Genomic DNA, 18,040 nt, shown 5'->3' with positions numbered 1-18,040 from the left:
GGTATGCCACATCCAATCGCCCAGCAGCCGACATTGACTTGCTCATCCGACTTTCAGGCGCTGTTCCCGCGCTCAAGAAGCGGGCCTGAGGTCAACGTCCAAGAGGACGCAGCCAAACGCAGTTGCCTCCCATTCATGATTCTGTAACATGGGAGGGCATGCGGAAACGGCCGCTATCGGCTGGATGGAGAGACGTCCGATGGAGCCCGCACAGAGTTCGGTTAGCGAGCGTGATCGCCTGCTGAAGGCGAGGCGCGATGCGCTGGCACAATGCGAGCAGCGGGAGATCGAGTTCCGACGTCGTGATCGCATGCAACGGGCAGCCGAGCTCAGGCTTCCGCTGTCAGAGGCATCCCGTCAGTCGCCAAGCTAGCCGCAAAGCGCCTCGCGCCTATGCGGGCCATGACGTCGAAGCACGGTGGAGGACCGATCACCCATTGCGCTCCTTCGGCGCGGCGCCGCTTCCTCCGGATTCATGTCGCTGCGGGCGAAGACCTGACAGGCGTTCCTGCCTCGCCTGGACACGGCTGGGTTCACCGCCGTTTGCTTGCGCCCCGTCGGCATCAGCCGCTTTCGTGCCTCGAGAATACCCACCACGCTTGATGCTACATGTATGATATGCATCGTAATGTGTCATTCATACGTTATCTTAATATCGTCAAAGCTTAATCTTCGGTTGATACGGAGTAGCGATCAAGGTTGCGTGCAAGCGTGAGCTCCGCTCCCGATCCGATTAGTCAGGGTCTCTGCGCCTCGATGCGCGAGTATCGTCCAGCCGGGGGTGAGCTTTGCAGACGTCGACGAGTTCAAGCACGCGACCTGCGTATCCTGCGGGGATAGCCGCCACTAATGGTCCGGCGGCACATTTCGGCCAATGACGCCTTCGGTCGACATCACAGCCATCTCGCGCCGTTCCGCTCGACCGCGTTGGCGGATCAAGGCTCTGGCGCTGGTCCTGATGACCGCGCTGACCCTGATCGCGGCCGAACTCCTGTCAGACGTGCTCTTTGCCGCGATCGTCTCACCTCAACTCGCCGCGAGGCGCGCCGATCCCGATCACTACTATCGCGTCTCGGCGGATCCGTTGCTGGGTTACGAGCTCGCGCCGGGTACTCAGATCCACCGCAACGAACGCGACCTGTTGATCAACTCTCATGGCCTCCGCGGCGCGGAGCCGGTCACGAACAAGGCTGCGCCTCGTTTCGCCGTGCTCGGGGATTCTGTGACATTCGGGATTCAGCAGTCCGAGGACCAGACGATCTCTCGTCTCATGGAGGCACAGCTGCGCCACGTCTGCGGGAGCAGCGTCGAAGTTTTGAACTTGGGCGTTCCCGGTTATGGCGCGCAGGAAGTGGGTGAGCTGCTCAGAACCCGTGCCAAGCCGCTTGCGGTCGACGGCATCGTCTACCTTCTCAATCTCAATGACTTCGCACGCCGCAATTCGCTATGGGAAGGGGCGGATAGCGGCCTCTACCGGATGTATTCCCCGCCATGGCTCAAGCTCCCGTTCTTCCTGCAGAAGGCGCTGTATCGCTGGAAGAAGGGCGGCAAGGACGACGGCATGATGCCGTCGCTCGACTGGTATCGGTGGCTGATCGATGGAACGTTCGACGCAACGATCGCCGAGATCGTGGCGATGGACGCCTGGGCCCGAACGGCGAGCATCGGCTTCTCCGTGTCGATCATGCCATCCGGCGTTGCGCTGAGTGGCGGCCAGAACGCGCTAGCCGACCAGCAACGCCGGATCGACGAGGCGCTGAGGAGCCACGGCGTTGCCGTCGTTGACGACTCCCGACCGTTCATGGATAGGCGCAAACTGTTCGACGACACTGATCACCTGACCGATCTCGGCAATCAGGTCGCCGCAACTCTGCTGGTTGGGGTGCTTGCATCGACGCAGCCGGAGCTGCTGGCGCGAGCAGGATGTCACGGTGGTTCGACGACAGCGGAACGCCCGATATCGGAGCGGACCAATATGCGCGCGGATGGGAGATAGTTGGAATGGCCACGGCGCTCGAGCATGGCTCGCATCACGGCCCGAAGCCCGGCGGTTCCGAACGGCAGTTCGGTCTCGTCTTTGCCGGCTTTTTCGTAATGGTCGCGCTTCTACCGCTGATTCGCTTCGACCCGCCGCGCTGGTGGTCGATCCCCGTTGCGCTTGTGTTCGCAGTGGTCGCGATGGCACGGCCCCAGCTCCTGAGAGTGCCAAACCGGCTATGGCTTCGCTTCGGCGACTTGCTGCACCGGATCGTCAGCCCGATTATCATGGGCGCAATCTTCTTCGGCTGCATCAGCCCGCTCGCCTGGATCATGCGACGAGCCGGACGTGACCTGCTCGCGCTGAAGCGGGATCACAACATACAGAGCTACTGGATCGATCGTCCGCGCCAGCCGCAGGATGCGGCGGCCATGAAGCGGCAGTTCTAACAGCCATTCGGATACGGGTAAGAGATCGCACCATGTCCATCGTCGCAGAATTGTGGGACTTCATCCGGGCACGCAGGAAGTGGTGGATCGCCCCGATCCTCATCGTGCTGTTCCTGTTTGGCGGGCTGCTCGTGATCGCCCAGGGCTCCGCGATCGCGCCCTTCATCTACACACTGTTCTGAGCGGCTCCGATGTACATTCTTGGTCTCTCGGCCTTCTATCACGACAGCGCCGCGGCGCTGCTGGTCGACGGGCGCATCGTTGCGGCCGCCCAAGAGGAGCGCTTCACGCGAAAGAAGCACGATTCCGGCTTTCCGACCCAAGCCATTGCCTATTGCCTCGCGGAGGCAGGCATCACGCTGGACGCCGTTGATCACGTCGTGTTTTACGAAAAGCCGTTCCTGAAGTTCGAGCGCCTGCTCGAGACCTACGCCGCCTTCGCTCCGCGCGGCTTCGGCTCGTTCTCGCGCGCGATGCCGATCTGGCTGCGGGAGAAGCTGTTCCAGAAGGATCTGCTCTGCCGCGAGTTGCGGTCGATCGGCCCCAAATCGGATTGGCGCGACAAGCTTCTGTTCAGCGAGCATCATCTCAGCCACGCCGCCAGCGCCTTCTACCCGTCTCCGTTCGAGGATGCGGTGGTGTTGACGATGGACGGCGTTGGCGAATGGTGCACCGGATCGGCGGCCATCGGCCGCGGCAAGGATCTCCGCATCGTCAAGGAAATGCGCTTTCCGCATTCGCTCGGGCTGCTCTACTCCGCTTTCACTTACTACACGGGCTTCAAGGTCAATTCCGGCGAGTACAAGGTGATGGGCCTCGCGCCCTACGGCACGCCCGACCATGTGGACACCATCCTGGACAATCTGATTGATCTCAAGGACGACGGCAGCTTCCGGCTGGACATGTCGTATTTCGACTATTGCACCGGCCTGACCATGACCAATCAGAAATTCGCGGATCTGTTCGGGCAGCCGGTGCGCGATCCCGCCAAGGACATGCTCACGCCATTCCACATGAACATTGCCGCATCGGTTCAGACGGTCGCCGAAGAGGTCATGCTGCGGCTGACCCGCGCGCTGGCGCGGGAGCATGGCGGGGGCAACCTCTGCCTCGCCGGCGGCGTAGCGCTCAATTGCGTCGCTAACGGCAAGATCCTGCGCGACGGCGCCTTCGACAACATCTGGATCCAGCCGGCCTCCGGCGACGCTGGCGGCGCGTTGGGGGCAGCGCTCGTCGCGTGGCACCAGCATGTTGGTGGCGGGCGGCAGGTCAACGGCCACGACCTGATGCAGGGCGCCTATCTCGGCCCTGCCTTCGCGCAGGACGAGGTCGAGCGCGGTCTCACCAAAGCCGGCGCGCGCTTCTCCGTCGCGACCGACGACGAGATGTTGGAAGCCACCGCGGCTTCGCTCGCCGCCGGCGAAGCCGTCGGCTGGATGCAGGGCCGTATGGAGTTCGGCCCCCGCTCGCTCGGCGCGCGGTCGATCCTCGGTGATCCGCGCTCGCCGACCATGCAGAAGACGCTCAACCTGCGCATCAAATATCGCGAGAGCTTCCGCCCGTTCGCGCCCGCCGTGCTGCGCGAGGACGTCGCCGAATGGTTCGAGCTCGATGCCGACTCGCCGTACATGCTGCTGGTCGCCGATGTCAGGAAGGAACGACGCCGGCAGATGACCAACGAGGAAGAGGCACGGTTCGGGATCGACAAGCTCAACGCCGTCCGCTCGGAGATTCCTGCGGTGACCCACATTGACTACTCCGCCCGCGTTCAGACCGTCCACGCCGACACCAATCCGCGCTTTCACGCCCTGATCTCGCGCTTCAAGGCGAAGACCGGCTGCCCCGTGCTCGTGAATACCAGCTTTAATGTACGTGGCGAGCCGATCGTCTGTACACCAAAGGATGCATTCCGCTGCTTCATGGGCAGCGAGATCGAGCTGCTCGTGGTCGGCAACTGTCTGATGCGCAAGAGCGAGCAGGATCCCGCGTTGAAGCTCGATTACAAGAGCGCCTTCGAGCTGGATTAGTGCAGGATGGAGGCTCGCACCGTACTAACCGTACCTGCCGGGTGGAGCAGAAGGACTCCGGACGCGAGCGTGCTTGGGACCCGACCACCGCCAGCCGCTCTCAGCGTTTCAAAGCAAACGGAACGACGATGATCATGCAGTTCGATTGCACAGCACCGCCGACAAGCGGAAGGCGCGATGCGCGGCCGGGCCGGCAATCGCGTTGGAGCAATCGCGCGGCCATTGGCGACCAACCCCAGGGCCGCTGCCATGCCCGGGCGTGAGCAACTTGCTGACGCGGATGTCGCGCGGCCACTTGCAGCCGTTGTGCGCGAGCTGACCGCGCTCATCCGCCGCCGCCGCTATACGCTGCTCACCGGGCCTGCCATCGGATTGATCGCCGGGCTCAGCTATCTGGCTATTGCTCCTGCCCAGTACACGGCTACCGCGACCGTGCTGATCGACAGCAGCTCCATGCGCGCGCTCCAGACGCAGGCGCAAGCGCCTGGCGCGCTCGGCTTCGACACCACTCAGGCGCCGGCGCAAATCGACATCATCGGCTCCGACAGTGTTGCGCTCGAAGTGATCCGCAAGCTCGATCTGGTGAAGGATCCCGAATTCGCCATAGCAGGCAATTCCGATGCTGGAGCGGTCGACAGCCGCGAGCGCGAGGCGCTCGACACCTTTTCGCGGCGTCTCAACGTGTCCAGGGCCCGCAACTACGTCTTCGATGTCTCCTTCACCTCTCGCGACCCGGGAACGGCCGCCAAAGTCGCCAACGCAACGGTCGAGGCGTATATTCACAATCAGGTCGAGACCCAGGACGAGGTGAGACGGCGCGCTGGAAAATGGCTGCAGGAGCGCATCAAGGAGCTCGGCGCCCAGGTCACTTACGCCGACCGCGCGATTCTGGAGTTCAAAGAGAAGAACAATATCGTCGATCTCGGCAACGCCGGAGCGGCGGGACCCGGTGCTCCCCGACGCCCGATCGACGAGCAGCAGCTCGCCGACATCAACAGCCAGTTCGCGACGGCACGGGCTGCGACCAGCGAGGCGCGCGCGCGGCTCGACCGGATCGAGCAGGTGCGCAAGATGGACATCAAGGAGGCTGCGGTCGCCGATGTGCTGCGTGACGAAGTGATCACGCGCCTCCGCACGAAATACCTCGATCTGTCGGCGCGCGAGACCTACCTGTCCGCCCGGTACGGAGCCGACCACGCCGCCGCGGAGGGCATCCGCCAGCAGATGGCGGACCTGACTGCCAGTATCGGCTCCGAGCTCGGCCGCATCGCCGCGAGCTACCAGAGCGATTACGAGATCGCCCGCGCCCGCGAGGAGAGCCTGGAGCAGCAGCTCGCCAATCTCGTATCGCGCGGCCGGCTCACCAACCGCGACCGTCTCGGGCTCGCCGAGCTCGAGAGCCTCGCGAAGATATATCATGACGTATATAATACGTTCCTGCAGCGTTACATGGATGCGAGCCAGCAGCAGACCTTTCCGATCACCGATGCCCGCGTGATCAGCGTCGCGGTACCACCGACCAGCAAAAGCAAGCCGAACACGGCACTGGCGCTGGCGATCGCACTGGCCATCGGAACGATCGGCAGCTTCGCGGCGGCCGGATTGCGCGATCTCACGGACAGCGTTTTCCGGACTGGACGGCAGATCGAGCAGGCTCTGAACGTCAGGTGCCTTGCAGTGGTTCCGCAACTGCCAAGCCTGCCGCTCGCGCGGAATAACAGCAGCAAGGCGGCGAAGCCTCCTTCCCTGCAACTGATCGGGCAAGCTGCCCGGCCCAAGCTCGAAGCAACATCACCGACGCAGCCCGGCTTGGCCTTTTCTGACGGCAGGCTACGCTTCACGGCCGACGAGCCGCTGTCCGTCTTCGCCGAGGCGGTCCGCGCCATCAAGCTGAGCATCGGCGTCGAGGGGGCACGCCGGCCAAACCATGTCATCGGCTTCACCTCGACCCTGCCCGCGGAAGGCAAATCGACGATCGCATGCAATGTCGCGATCCAGATGGCTGACGCTGGCAAGCGGGTCATCCTGCTCGATGCGGACCTTCGCAGTCCGACACTCGCCACCCACGTCGAGCCGCGCCCCAAACTCGGGCTCTTGCAGGTCCTGGCCGGTGAGAGCCGCCTGGACGATGCGATAGGCTACGAGCCCGAAACGGGACTGGCCCTTCTGCCTTTCATCCCGGACGACCGCGTCGTCCATTTCGACGAGATCCTCGCGTCGGTCGCGTTCAGAGATCTCATTGCAAAGCTCCGCGACAGGTACGAGTGCGTGATTCTCGACCTCCCGCCGCTCGCACCGGTCGTCGATGTTCGCGCCGCGCTGTCGACCATCGATTCGATCGTGTTCGTCGTGGAATGGGGCAAGACGCGAATGAGCGCGGTTGAACATCACCTGCTCTCCGACGCTGACCTCGGGAGCCGCCTGCTGGGCATCGTCCTCAACAAGGCGAACCTGAAGCAGCTCGCGAAGTTCGAGGAGCGGGGGCTCCAGCACGAGGGCTATTACAGCAACCTCGGCTATCCCCGCTCGATCTGATGCGGCTGGAGAAGCGCATCGCCGTTGGGACGGATCGGTGGACGATCACTTCAAACCACCCGGCCCGCGGGCGGAGCGGCCAGGATCAGATCAATGCGGAATGCAAGGGCCCGCGATGGCGCGCGCGAACGTCGTCATACGACTGTCATCATTGGCTGTCACTTGTTTCTGCCGGACAGGCTAGCAGCGCGCTCCTGCAGTTCCTTCAACTGGTCCTGCCAATTCAGCTTCTCCAGCAACATTTCGGCGACTAGGCGTTTCAGCTTCGCGTTCTCGGCTTCGAGTCGCTTGAGATCGCTATCGGTCGCGGATGATGCCGGTCTTTTAGGCTGCAGGTCGTTCTTGTCCGCTGCAATGTCGGACGTCGGTGCCGGGTCCGGCTGGATATTGCTTCCCACCGCCTTCTTCCAGCGATGAAAGGTCATGAGGCTGACGCCGAGGGCCTTGGATATCTCGCGTTGGGTCTTGCCTTTGGCCGCGAGCTGGGAGGCTTGGGCCATTTTCGCCGAGATTTCCTCCAAGGCATGCCGCCTGCCAGCCATCTACGTGTTCTCCGGCGTGAATCCTATCTGCCGGCCCTAGTAATGCGAAACCATCAAAGTTTTCAATAGGCAAAAGCGAAATGCCCACTGCCGGCAAGGCTTTGTACCATGCCAACAGCAGGTCACATCTGGCCCGCGGTATCGAGCCGGTTCCTCGCGGATGGTTCACATCCGGCCGGCGCTATCCATATCGTTCTACGGTCATTCAGCTCGCCGATAACGCCGTCAATAGGCATTTCGGTGCCGCATAAGCTCAAAGGCAGTACGTATCATGATATAGACATCGAGCGAAAGACTCCAGTGATCAATGTACCATAAATCCAGTGCGACACGCTGTTGCATCATTTCGAGCCGCGGCGTCCCGCCGCGCAACCCGTTGACCTGAGCCCAGCCGGTCATGCCGGGCTTGACGTGGTGGCGGAGTGCATAATTGGCGATCATCTTGCCGTATTCATCGTCATGCGCGAGGGCGTGGGGCCGTGGGCCCACGATGGACATCTCGCCGCGCAGCACGTTCCAAAGCTGCGGAATCTCGTCGATGCTGGTAGCCCGCAGAAACCTCCCGGTCTGCGTGACACGGGGATCATGCCGTTGCGCCTGAAGCACCGCGGCGCCATCCTCCATCACCGTCATCGACCGGAACTTGTAGATCATGAAGGTTTCGCCGTTGAAGCCTCGCCGGCGCTGCCGAAAGATGACGGGGCCGGCACTCTCGAGCTTCACCGCGAGGGTGGCGAGCAGCAGCAGCGGCGACAGAGCCATCAACGACGTGACCGCGACGACGATGTCGAGAATGCGTTTGGCGCACCTTTCGAGCCCGCTGAGCGGGGCCCGCTGCATCTCGACGATATAGGCGTATTGCGGCTGCGCGGTCTGCCGCCGCACCACGGAGGAGACCGCCTCGTCGGGCAACAACCGAACCGGCAACGGCACCGCCCGCAGGCAGGCGAGCAGCCAGTCGAACTCGCCGAGTTGCGACCAGGGAAGCGCGACGATGATCTCTTCCACCGGTTGCCTGCGCAACGCGGCGATGAGATCGTCGCGCGTGCTGGCCTCCCCGCGCGCTCCGGCCGTGTCCGGCAGAACGATGCGACCGAGCTCGTCCAGTCCGAACCGCAACAGCAATTCCGCCCGCGAGAGCTGCGCCAATTCGGACCGCGTTCCCATCACGAGCACGATTCGCCCTTTGATGTCCCCTCGCCGGATGGCTGAGCGCAGGCGCCACTGCGCCACCCGCCGGACCAGCGGCAGCGCCACACCGCCTAGAAGAAAGACGCAGATCATGGTGCCGCGCGAGATGTCGGCACTTGATTTCAGCAAGAACAGCGCGACCGTGAGAATGAGAATGGCGAGCGCCCAGCTTGCCAGCACGCGGCGTTTGTCCTGCTGACCTTCCAGCAGGCGATCATGCGCGTAGAGTCCAATGTGGTTGGCGACGGCGCAGTGACAGAACCCGGCAATCATGCCGAGGCCGAGATGGACCGTGACCTCGCCCAGACCCTCGCCGATCGCCGCGTGGTAACCCAAGCCTCCGAGCAAGCCCGATACGATGACGGTCACCACATCGAGGGCTGCAAACAGCGGCCCGATCACCTCGAAGCCAACCCGCAGCCGCGGCCAGACGCGCTGGTCGAAGGCCGCCCTGGACTGTCCAATTCCCGTCAGATCCGACACATCACGCCCCATGTCGAGCACCGACGGGACGTATCATATCTGAGATAACATTATCATGATTGTTGGTTAACATCGCGCGAATTGCACCGCCCGATGTTACATGGCCGGCGGCCGCGCCACGGCCGTGCAGCGGCTGCGGGCGCGCCGATAGGCCTGACGCACGCTTGCCCGCCAGCGCCCTCTTCTTGAGAGCCGGCGACCACTCCCCGCCGTTCCGCGGTGATCGAGGATTATTTTGCCGCGGTCTCCGGCTTGGCCCCGAACAGCCGCCCCAGAGCGATCTCGTTAACGACCGATGGCGTCTGCTTGACCAGTTCCGCGACATAGGCGCGGCGATTGGCGTCGGCCCGCTCCGCGCGCAGCCGCTGGATCAGGACGTCCTTGACCTCGGCAAGCGGACGCGTGGTCGAGGCATCCGTGTCGAGCAGCTTGACGACGTGCCAACCGTCATCGAGCCGGATCGGGTCGGTGACGCCGCCCTTCGCGAGGCCTGCGACCTGGCTGCGGATTTCGCCGCGCAGGTTCGGCTCGGGCACCCAGCCGATCTCGCCGTCCTTCTCCGCGGTCGCCGTCTCGTCCGAACTGGCCCGCGCCAGCGCGGCAAAGTCGGTTCCCGGCTGCTTCAGCTTGCGGACGACGTCTTCGAGCTTCTTCTTCGCGGCGTCCTCAGCGGCCTTGTCGGCATCATTGGCGAGCGCGACCAGAATCTGCGCAATGCGGAAGCGGCGCGGCACCAGGAACGCGCTCATGTTGACCTCATAGGCCGCCTTGATATCCGCCTCGCTCGGGTAGGAGTCCGGCGGCTGCGTCACCGACTGAAGGTAACCCTCCGTGAGGATGCTCTCCCGGGCGCGCGCAAGCTGCGCGACGACCGCCGGCTGCTGGTCCCACTTCTTGGCCAACGCCTCCTTGAGCACCAGCCGATTGGCGAGGATGGCGCGGACGGTCTGGCTGAGCAGCGCGGGGTCGCGCATCAAAGCCGCCTGCTGCCGCGGATCGAGCGTCACGATCGTGGCGCGTACCTCGTCGGCCGTGACGTCGCTGTCGCCGACGCGGGCGACCACCTCGTCGTTGCGGATCGCCCCCCGCTCCTCACCGGCGGCCGGCTTGGCCGCTGCGGGCGGCGTCGCCGGCGCGGCGCCGCGGGTCGGGGCCGGCGTCGCCGCGGCGGCCGGCGTGCGGCTCTGCGCAGATGCCTGCGCCGCCGCCAGGCAGAGCGTCGTAGCGAGAAGGAATGTTGCGCGCGGCCCCGTCATGGCTTCACCTTTTGATTGAGAATTCGGTCGCGGAAATCCTGGGCCGCGTTCTGGTGCTCGACCCTCTTCAACCCGGTCAGCGGCTCGTGATCCCAGAGCTTCTCCACCGGATCCATCGCCTCGTACTTGCCGACGATGTCGTTGCCGACCTTCACGAGCTCGGCGTTCTTGGCTTCGCACGATTTGGTGCGCGCCTTATAGTCGGTGGATTCGGTCAGGAACTTCAGCCGCTCGGCCTCCTTGGCGCGGGCGACGTTGGCCGCCTCGCCATAGGCGCTCTTCCATTTCTCGAGCGCTTCGTCGCGCTCCGTGATGCGCTGGTTGAAATCCGTCACCGCCTGGCGGTAGGCCTGCTCGGCCTCCTTGACCTGGGCGCGATAGGCCTCGTTCTGCTTCTTCAGCCGATCCCGCTCTTGCTCGGCCGCGGTCAGCTTGGCCTGCAGCGCCGCGCGCTGGTCCTCCAGCGAGCGCGACTGGGCGGTCGCCGCGCGCAGCGCCTCGCGCAGGCGGTCGGACTCGTTGTCGGCCGCACTGGCCGCCATGGTGCACAGCGCGAACGCGCCGGCGAGATAGAAGGGCCAACGGCGCATGTCAGAACCTCGCGCTCAAATCGACCTGGAACACGTCGACGGCGTAAGGCGCGCCCGCGACCTGGTTGGCGCTCAGCCAGCGTGCGCCGATCGTGGTGTTCCGCCCGATCGCGACATTGCCGCCGATGAAATAGCCCTTGAGGTTGGTGCCGCCGAGACCGAAATCGGAGTCGGTGAAGGCGTCGATCACGGCATCCGACTCCAGGTATTTATAGCCGACGAAGGCATTCCAGTCCCACAACTCCTTCAGGTCGCGGTGACCGACGGTGAGCCGGCCGAGATAGCCTTTGTTGCCGCCGACATAGGGACCAAAGCAAGCTTGAGTGTTCGCGTTTGCCGAATTACTGACGCAAGGTGCCGTCGCGCTTGTGCCGAGCGGATTGGCAGCAACCTTTGCTGCGATATCCGCACGATCCCAGGCAAGGTTTTGAACAAATTCACCGTCGAGGATAATGTGGATCGGATAAAAATGAGCGAGATCCAGCCGTGAACTGATAACCAGATCACGGAAGCCGGATGCGAGGCCAAAGTATTGGAATTGATTGTCCCGTCCAAACGTATTCTCGGGTACCCACCTGATATTGCGAAGCTGCATGTAAGTATTGCCTTTTTGAGCAAACAACGGACGCTTCAGATCCGTGTTGCAGAAATCCTGCGTTCCAAACACGTAGCAAGAGCTGGAGAGCCGTCCTTGAACATTGGTGAAATCGTAGTAAGCGGCTGCCAAAGTGAACTCGGTATCTGGTAGCGGGCGACTGATGGCCCCCAACTGACCACCGAACATCCATCGGTCCTCGCTACGAGCCTTGCCAATCGTCGGGTCGATCTGATTCAATTGATTGTAGACCGATCCGGCGTTGATATCGGTATTGAAGATCGGAAACGCCCCCCCAACCGCAAATGGCGTTATGTTCGACAATTCCGGGTATTTGATTTGGGCGGCGAAGCCATCAAAGCCCAGATCGCGATGATAGACGAGGTCGGTCGGGCTGAAGAACGGATTGTCGAACCGGCCTGCTTGAAGCGTTGCGATATCCTGCACCTTGTACTTTACGAAGCCACGATCAATCCAAATATTGTACTTGCTGAAGTTGCCGCCATTGCCTCCCAAGCTGGCGTTGAACGACACCGGCGAGCTACCGTCCCCGGTGGCTAAACGAATGCCTGCAGAGAAGCCGTCAAAAAGATCTGCGTCTAGCCCAAGCCTCGCCCGCAAACGGGCCCTATTCCGGTTCTGGTCGGTATCGTAGGTCGGGTAAAGATAAGGATTGCTGAAATTGGATACGTCGAACGGACTACCAGAGTTTATTGCGTTATAGTTCGTCGCCGCGAACGGATTATTGTTCTTGCCGAAGAAATCCCCTTCATAGCGTACGCGGACATCGCCATAGAATCGCAGCCGCTGCGCCCACTCCGGGTACTTCCCCGGCGACGCCCAGTTCTCTTTTTCGGCCTTGGCCATGACTTCCTGGCGGATCTCGTCGCGCAGCTGCTTCTTGACGATCTCGGGGACATAGGTGACGCGCTTGGTGCCAGGCGGCGAGGTGGCATTCGCGGCGGCGGCCGCAGTCTTCGCCGCATCGTCGGCCCGCGAAGTCGCCGTGCTCACGGCCTGGCGCGCGACATAGGCCTCGTCGTCGGCCTGCTTCACCAGCGCGGTCGCCTGCTCGTCGGTCAGCACGCCCTGCTTGACCAGCAGGTTGATCAGGTTGACCGTTGCATTCGCAGACGGCGCCGCATTGCGCGAGACCGACGGGCGGCGCACGGGCGCGCTGTCGTCCTGCGCGACGGCCGGGCCCACCGCCGCCAGCATGATGACGGCTGCAGCCGCGGCCATGCCCTGCTTCTTCAACTCAGCCTGCCCCATGACGCCAACCTTCTGCTCGTTCCAGTTCAAGTGTTGCTCTTCTTCCCCCTGCCCGACCGAGCTCAGCTCGGCGCGCGCGCCGTGACGCGCGTGATGATGGGCATGGGCATGTCCTTTGGTGGCGGCTCGCGCAGCGTCAGGCTGCCGAGCACCTGGTCGCGGATCACCGCGTCGAGTTCGGTGTTGCCGGTCGACGTCACGAGCTGCACGCGATTGATACGGCCGCCCGCGTCCGACCAGAGCCTCACCTGGATCTGCATCACCGCGCGACGCGTCTTCTCGTTGGCGCGGAGCGCAGCCTCGATCTGGGTCTGCACGATGCTCGCGTACCAGCCCCAGCGGCTGCCGCCGCCACCTCCGCCACCGCCTCCGCCGATCAATCCGCGGCCGCCGGGGCGGCCCAGCAGCTCGCCCGGTCCCTTGCCGGCATCGTCGAGACCGAGTGGGCCAGGCGGCGCGTCATTGTTGGGCGCATCGGGCGGCGCGTCCTTTGGAATATCGACGGGCTTTTCCTCGATGATCTCCTGCTTCACCGGCGTCTGCTCCACCATCTTCTGCTCCGGCTGCTGCTCCTGGGGCGGCGGTGGTGGTGGAGGGGGCGGCGGAGGCGGCAGCGGTACGATCGCGACGATCGTCATCTCGTTGACCTTGCGCGGCGGCTCGCGGTCCCCGCCGAGCAGCGTGTAGATGCCGAACGCCATCAGCATGAGCACGCCCAGCCCGCCGCCGATCATCAGCGCAAGGCGGCGCGCGGACGGCTGGTCGCTGTCGGTCTGATCGTTGTCGCTCATGGCACGCGCTCGCCCTACCCTCACTTCACCAGCGGCTTGGTGGCCATGCCGACCTGATTGAAGTTGAGACGCCCGAGCAGATCGAGCACGTCGACCACGTTCTGGTACTGGGTCTCGCGATCGCCGCGGAGTACGATGGGAAATTCAGGAGTCAGCGCGCGCTGCTGCACAAGCCGTTGTTCGAGTTCCGCCATCGTGACCGGGATTGTATCCAGGAAGATCTTGCCGTCATTGGTCACGGTGATGGCCTTGGTGGTCTGCTGCGCAAGGCTCGGCGCGGCACTTGCCTTCGGCAGATTGACCTTCATTCCCTGCACGGTTGCCGTCGTCATGATGATGAAGATCACCAGTAGGACGTAGGCAAGATCGAGCATCGGCGTGATGTTGATGTCGTCATAGGGCTTGCTTTCGGTTTGGACCTGCATCGCCTCACTCCGCTGCTTGTGCCGTGTGGTTGCCGGAATAGGTCTCGGCGATGCGTGTGATCATCTCGTCGATGAACACCTGCATCTCACTGGTGGCATCCTTGATCCGCGTGATGAGGTAGTTGTAGGCGAACAACGCCGGGATCGCGACGCCGAGGCCGGCCACGGTCGCGACCAGGGCCGCGGCGATGCCGGGCGCGATCGCGTTGACGTTCACGTCGCCCGTGGCGGCGATCGCTGCGAAGGTGATCATGACGCCGACCACGGTGCCGAGCAGGCCGAGGAACGGTCCGCCAGAGATGGCGATGGTCAGCATCACCATCATGCGGTTGAGCCGCTGTGTCTCCTGGACGAAACCGCTGTCCAACACTGCCCGGATCGACTCGATAGCAGGTCCTGACAGGCTGCTCTGACCACGCGCGAAGCGGCGGCGGATCTGCTCGGCGCCGAGATTGAACAGTCGGAACAGCGGCGAGCGCTGCAGCGCTCGCGTTTCCTTCTTCTTGGTGATGCGGCCGCCGAGCGACAGATCGGTGTCCTGCTGATCGGCGCTCAACAGTTCGGATATTTCCACCGTGCCGTCGCGGAAATGCTTGAGGAATGTCGCGTTGGCACGCGAGATCCGGTTGAGATAGGAGACGCGATCGTACATCACGAACCAGCTGATCACGGCCATCACAGCGAGCAGGCCGATCACGACCCAGCCGTCGAGCGTCACCGACCGCAGGATGACCGCGAAGTAGCCGCTCAGCCAGCTCGCGTTCTCTTCGTCGACGCTGAACGAGATCAGCTTGGCCTGCTCGGGCCCCTGGCCGATCGCCGCGAGCTTGATGAAGCCGGCCGGACGCGCGGCCTTGGCGATCTGCAGTTCATCGATATCGCCAACGAAGCCCGCCGGCGGCGCCGCAGCTGGTGCGGCGGGATCGGAAGACGCAGCCGCGGGCGCATCCGCGGCCGGCGCCACGACAGCCGATGCGGAAGGGGCATCAGCCGCTGAGCTGGCCGCCGGCACCGCGCGCCCGATCTGTGCGGTCCCGGTCATCGTCGGTAGCGCAGCTGGGATCGGCGCGACGGGATTGCCGTCGACGAACAGCGTCACCTGGTTGCTCTTGGCCGTCACGGCCAGGTGTCGCCACGTCCCGGCGTCCAGCGCAGCCGCACCGTTTGCGCGCTGTGTCGCGCCGTTGTTGAGGATCTCGACAAAGGGCACGCCATTGTCGAGACCAATCGTGAAGCTGTTCGCCCCCTCCGAGCGGGTGTAAAGCACCGCCCGCGGCTGCGGCGCGGCCATCTTGACCCAAACCGACCAACTGAGCTCGCCGCCTTCGGCCACGACCAGCGATGGCGATCCGGGCAGCGTGATCGAGGTTTGTCCGTCGAACCGCGCGCCCTGCCCGATGAGGGCCCCGTCGGCGGCCGGCACCGCGCTCTGCGCGCCGTTGGCCCAGGCCGACACGTCCTGCGCCGGCCCGCCGCGCTCGGCGAAATGATACACGAGCACCGTGTCCTGATCATAGGTGCCCTTGGCATCGACCGCCGCCGGCGCTTTCTGATTGCCGTAATACAGCCAGACCTCGTTCTTCGCGCCGGGCTTGAGGTCGGGCACGCCGACCCAGACCAGGGCTTCACCGAGCAGCGGATCGTATTTCTCGACGTGATGCTTCAGCGGCGTCTTGTCGTCCGCCGCGACGAAGCGCAAGTCGCCGCCATCGTCCTTGGCCGCGCCGAATCGGAAGTTTCCGATATGCAGCCGCACCAGCACCGGTGTCAGACCGATCGGGTCGGTGATCGCCGCGCCCGTCGGCGCGGTGTCGATCGTGATCTTCTTGCGCAGGGTCCATTGCTCGTTCCACCACGCCGAGGCGCTGCCCGGCCACAACGTGATCAGGAGTGCAATCAGCAACATCGCCTGACCACTCCAGGTCAGCGAGCGGCGCGGACGGGCGTTGACGCGCGTCATCTAGAACTCTCCCCAGAAACGAAAGCTGAAGCGCGGATGATTGACGATCGTGGCCTGCTGATTGATCAGCGGCACTCCGATCAGGAACACTCCGTTGAAGTGATTGAGCATCCTCACGCGCGTACCGACACCATAGCTGGCGAGATCGAAACGCGATTGCTGGTCGGGCAGCGGATCAATGATCTTCGCACGGCCAGCGTCGGCGAAGACATAGAAACGCCAATCGTTGAAGAGATTGAAATTGATCGGAGCGCCCATCGGATTCTCCAGCTTCTGCTGGAAATAGGGCGTGACGTCCGGCGAGCGAATCTCCAGCGTGCCAGCCGTACCGTAATCGCCGAGGGCTTCCGATTCGAGATAGCCGCGGACCGTATCCTGTCCGCCGAGGCTGAACTGTTCGCTCGACACCAGTGGCTGATCGGCGATCTGCCCCTGCACCTTTGCGAACAGCTGCATGCCGCCCGGCAGGTCCTGGGTGTGCGACAGATCCGCCTTCAGATGAATGAAGCTGGGGGTTGCATTGAAACGCTTGGCATCGAACTCCTGGAGAGAGCTGCCGATCCCGCGGGTGCCGCCGGTGATCGCCACGTTGAGCTGGGTCAGCGCATTCTCGATCTTCCAAGTCGCTCCGTAGCTCGCCACCATTGGCACGTAGTTCACAGGCGAGCTAAAAGAGCCGCCAGCGAGCGACAGCGTCTGCGCGAAGTTCTTGTAGTCGGCACCGAGCGAGATGTTGTGCACGAGATCGCCCTTGGCCGGAAGCGTAATCACGGCACGGGCGCCAATCACCTGGCCGGGACCGATCACATTGGCTCCGCCGACGGTCGCGACCGAACTCCAGGACTTCACCCCATATAACAGGACATTGAGCCAGTCGCGGTCCGTTCGCGCGAGATACGAGCCGGAGACCACCATGGCGTCCTTTCGATTGAGAGAGGCCTCCTGGTAGCTCACATTGGCGGAATCGCCCCTTTGCCAAAAATTGTCGTAGTGAAGCACGATGCTGGAGCGCAGCGCCGATGTGCTCGGGCTCTGCCGATTGTTGATCTCGTAGCTGCCGTGCAGCGGATAGGTGTCCTCGACGTTCAAATCGACGTCGACGGTGCCGGGCGTGACGCCCGCGCGCAGCGCCGGCGTGACTCGACGGTCCGGCCATTGATTGAGACTGACGATATCCCTGGTGACGGCCTTGAAGTCGGGCACCGTGCCTTCCTTGAGCGACGGCGCACTCTCCTTGATCTTGGCAAGATCGAAGTAGCGCGAGCCCTTCACGCGTAGACGGCCGACTTTGTTCTCGGCGACCTTGAGCACGACGAAGCCACGCGTCGCATCCTGCTCCGGTATGGAAACGCCGACGGTCTGCAGACCGCGATCATGATAGGCCTTCTCCAACGCCGCACGGGCCTTCTCGACATCTTCGGCCGATCGCCCCGGACCGAGGAACGGATAAACCGCAGCTTCGACATCGATCTGCGGCAGCCTGTCAGCCCCCTCGACGCGATATTCGTCGATATCGAAGCGTGGGCTCGGCTTTGTAGCCGTCCCCTTGTCGGCTCTTGCTCCGTCGCCCGGGTTCTGCTTCGGCTTCAGTTTCTTTGTCGCAGGCTTGTCCGCCGAAGGCGTCTTGCCGGTATCGCCGTCGGTGTTGGCCAGGAGCGGCCCGTGCGCCACGCTCAGCAGGAGTACGGACAGCACCGACGCACGTCTGAGCTGAGACCACGACAGGACGCAACGGCGGTGCGCGGGCACTGGACGGCACGCCGGACGCGGAATGGTACGATTAACACGATGCATCATCAACGATTAGCCCGCAGCAACGCAGCTGCGCGATCACGCCGTGATCACGCCTAACCGTTAGACGCACTATGTCAGGACATGCCGAAAAAAAACTTTGCGATCTTTGACGGAATCCGCGCAACGCTACGACACTGCGTCAAACTAACATC

Annotated in this window: 14 protein-coding genes; 5 read left to right on the top strand and 9 right to left on the bottom strand. The window is 63.4% G+C overall.

Annotated features, from left to right (window positions below):
• Nucleotides 1–874: 874 nt before the first annotated feature.
• The 5 genes from BRADO_RS10505 (at nucleotide 875) to BRADO_RS10490 (ending at nucleotide 6,989) form a co-directional block, all read left to right on the top strand.
• A complete protein-coding gene (locus tag BRADO_RS10505) occupies nucleotides 875–1,996 on the top strand; it encodes an SGNH/GDSL hydrolase family protein (protein ID WP_011925297.1) in 1,122 nt (373 codons plus the stop codon).
• A gap of 5 nt (nucleotides 1,997–2,001) precedes the next feature.
• On the top strand, nucleotides 2,002–2,427 hold the full coding sequence (locus tag BRADO_RS10500) for an SxtJ family membrane protein (RefSeq protein WP_011925296.1): 426 nt from the start codon (nucleotides 2,002–2,004) through the stop codon (nucleotides 2,425–2,427).
• 32 nt (nucleotides 2,428–2,459) lie between these two features.
• Nucleotides 2,460–2,609 carry a DUF5989 family protein gene (locus BRADO_RS35390; protein WP_085972790.1) on the top strand — a complete coding sequence of 50 codons (150 nt, stop codon included), beginning with the start codon at nucleotides 2,460–2,462 and terminating at the stop codon, nucleotides 2,607–2,609.
• A gap of 9 nt (nucleotides 2,610–2,618) precedes the next feature.
• Nucleotides 2,619–4,454: a carbamoyltransferase gene (locus tag BRADO_RS10495; protein ID WP_011925294.1), complete on the top strand. Its 1,836-nt coding sequence runs from the start codon at nucleotides 2,619–2,621 to the stop codon at nucleotides 4,452–4,454.
• A gap of 306 nt (nucleotides 4,455–4,760) precedes the next feature.
• Nucleotides 4,761–6,989, top strand: coding sequence for an AAA family ATPase (locus BRADO_RS10490; RefSeq protein ID WP_050780987.1), 2,229 nt, complete (start codon nucleotides 4,761–4,763; stop codon nucleotides 6,987–6,989).
• Nucleotides 6,990–7,147: 158 nt separating this feature from the next.
• Here the strand turns inward: BRADO_RS10490 and BRADO_RS10485 are convergent, their stop codons facing one another.
• The 9 genes from BRADO_RS10485 to BRADO_RS10445 form a co-directional block, all read right to left on the bottom strand.
• The gene (locus BRADO_RS10485; RefSeq protein WP_050780986.1) at nucleotides 7,148–7,531 is read right to left on the bottom strand and encodes a helix-turn-helix domain-containing protein; all 384 of its coding nucleotides are present in this window, start codon (nucleotides 7,529–7,531) and stop codon (nucleotides 7,148–7,150) included.
• A 225-nt stretch (nucleotides 7,532–7,756) separates the two neighbouring features.
• On the bottom strand, nucleotides 7,757–9,217 hold the full coding sequence (locus BRADO_RS10480; protein ID WP_050780985.1) for an undecaprenyl-phosphate glucose phosphotransferase: 1,461 nt from the start codon (nucleotides 9,215–9,217) through the stop codon (nucleotides 7,757–7,759).
• Between the two features lie 218 nt (nucleotides 9,218–9,435).
• Nucleotides 9,436–10,461 (bottom strand): peptidylprolyl isomerase, encoded by a 1,026-nt coding sequence (locus BRADO_RS10475; RefSeq protein ID WP_011925290.1) that lies wholly within the window; start codon nucleotides 10,459–10,461, stop codon nucleotides 9,436–9,438.
• Nucleotides 10,458–11,051, bottom strand: coding sequence for a hypothetical protein (locus BRADO_RS10470; RefSeq protein ID WP_011925289.1), 594 nt, complete (start codon nucleotides 11,049–11,051; stop codon nucleotides 10,458–10,460). The genes BRADO_RS10475 and BRADO_RS10470 overlap by 4 nt, the downstream gene beginning before the upstream one ends.
• 1 nt (nucleotide 11,052) lies before the next feature.
• Complete coding sequence (locus BRADO_RS10465) at nucleotides 11,053–12,918, bottom strand: putative porin (RefSeq protein WP_041757421.1); 1,866 nt, start codon at nucleotides 12,916–12,918, stop codon at nucleotides 11,053–11,055.
• Nucleotides 12,919–12,980: 62 nt separating this feature from the next.
• Nucleotides 12,981–13,709, bottom strand: a complete 729-nt coding sequence (locus BRADO_RS10460) for a TonB C-terminal domain-containing protein (protein ID WP_050780984.1) — start codon at nucleotides 13,707–13,709, stop codon at nucleotides 12,981–12,983.
• A gap of 20 nt (nucleotides 13,710–13,729) precedes the next feature.
• Complete coding sequence (locus tag BRADO_RS10455; protein WP_011925286.1) at nucleotides 13,730–14,134, bottom strand: biopolymer transporter ExbD; 405 nt, start codon at nucleotides 14,132–14,134, stop codon at nucleotides 13,730–13,732.
• Between the two features lie 4 nt (nucleotides 14,135–14,138).
• Nucleotides 14,139–16,094, bottom strand: coding sequence for a DUF2341 domain-containing protein (locus tag BRADO_RS10450; protein WP_011925285.1), 1,956 nt, complete (start codon nucleotides 16,092–16,094; stop codon nucleotides 14,139–14,141).
• A complete protein-coding gene (locus BRADO_RS10445; RefSeq protein WP_011925284.1) occupies nucleotides 16,095–17,789 on the bottom strand; it encodes a ShlB/FhaC/HecB family hemolysin secretion/activation protein in 1,695 nt (564 codons plus the stop codon). It abuts the gene before it with no gap.
• Between the last annotated feature and the right edge of the window lie 251 nt (nucleotides 17,790–18,040).

This window comes from Bradyrhizobium sp. ORS 278 (assembly GCF_000026145.1).
GTDB lineage: Bacteria > Pseudomonadota > Alphaproteobacteria > Rhizobiales > Xanthobacteraceae > Bradyrhizobium.
The sequence above is the reverse complement of the archived record's forward strand: the minus strand, read 5'-3'. Positions and strand labels throughout refer to the sequence as shown.

Coding starts and splice junctions, on each gene's coding strand:
- BRADO_RS35390 (WP_085972790.1), top strand. CDS start 2,460: ATGTCCATCGTCGCAGAATTGTGGGACTTCATCCGGGCACGCAGGAAG.
- BRADO_RS10460 (WP_050780984.1), bottom strand. CDS start 13,709: ATGAGCGACAACGATCAGACCGACAGCGACCAGCCGTCCGCGCGCCGC.
- BRADO_RS10485 (WP_050780986.1), bottom strand. CDS start 7,531: ATGGCTGGCAGGCGGCATGCCTTGGAGGAAATCTCGGCGAAAATGGCC.
- BRADO_RS10505 (WP_011925297.1), top strand. CDS start 875: ATGACGCCTTCGGTCGACATCACAGCCATCTCGCGCCGTTCCGCTCGA.
- BRADO_RS10475 (WP_011925290.1), bottom strand. CDS start 10,461: ATGACGGGGCCGCGCGCAACATTCCTTCTCGCTACGACGCTCTGCCTG.
- BRADO_RS10495 (WP_011925294.1), top strand. CDS start 2,619: ATGTACATTCTTGGTCTCTCGGCCTTCTATCACGACAGCGCCGCGGCG.
- BRADO_RS10465 (WP_041757421.1), bottom strand. CDS start 12,918: ATGGGGCAGGCTGAGTTGAAGAAGCAGGGCATGGCCGCGGCTGCAGCC.
- BRADO_RS10500 (WP_011925296.1), top strand. CDS start 2,002: ATGGCCACGGCGCTCGAGCATGGCTCGCATCACGGCCCGAAGCCCGGC.
- BRADO_RS10450 (WP_011925285.1), bottom strand. CDS start 16,094: ATGACGCGCGTCAACGCCCGTCCGCGCCGCTCGCTGACCTGGAGTGGT.
- BRADO_RS10470 (WP_011925289.1), bottom strand. CDS start 11,051: ATGCGCCGTTGGCCCTTCTATCTCGCCGGCGCGTTCGCGCTGTGCACC.
- BRADO_RS10455 (WP_011925286.1), bottom strand. CDS start 14,134: ATGCAGGTCCAAACCGAAAGCAAGCCCTATGACGACATCAACATCACG.
- BRADO_RS10480 (WP_050780985.1), bottom strand. CDS start 9,217: ATGGGGCGTGATGTGTCGGATCTGACGGGAATTGGACAGTCCAGGGCG.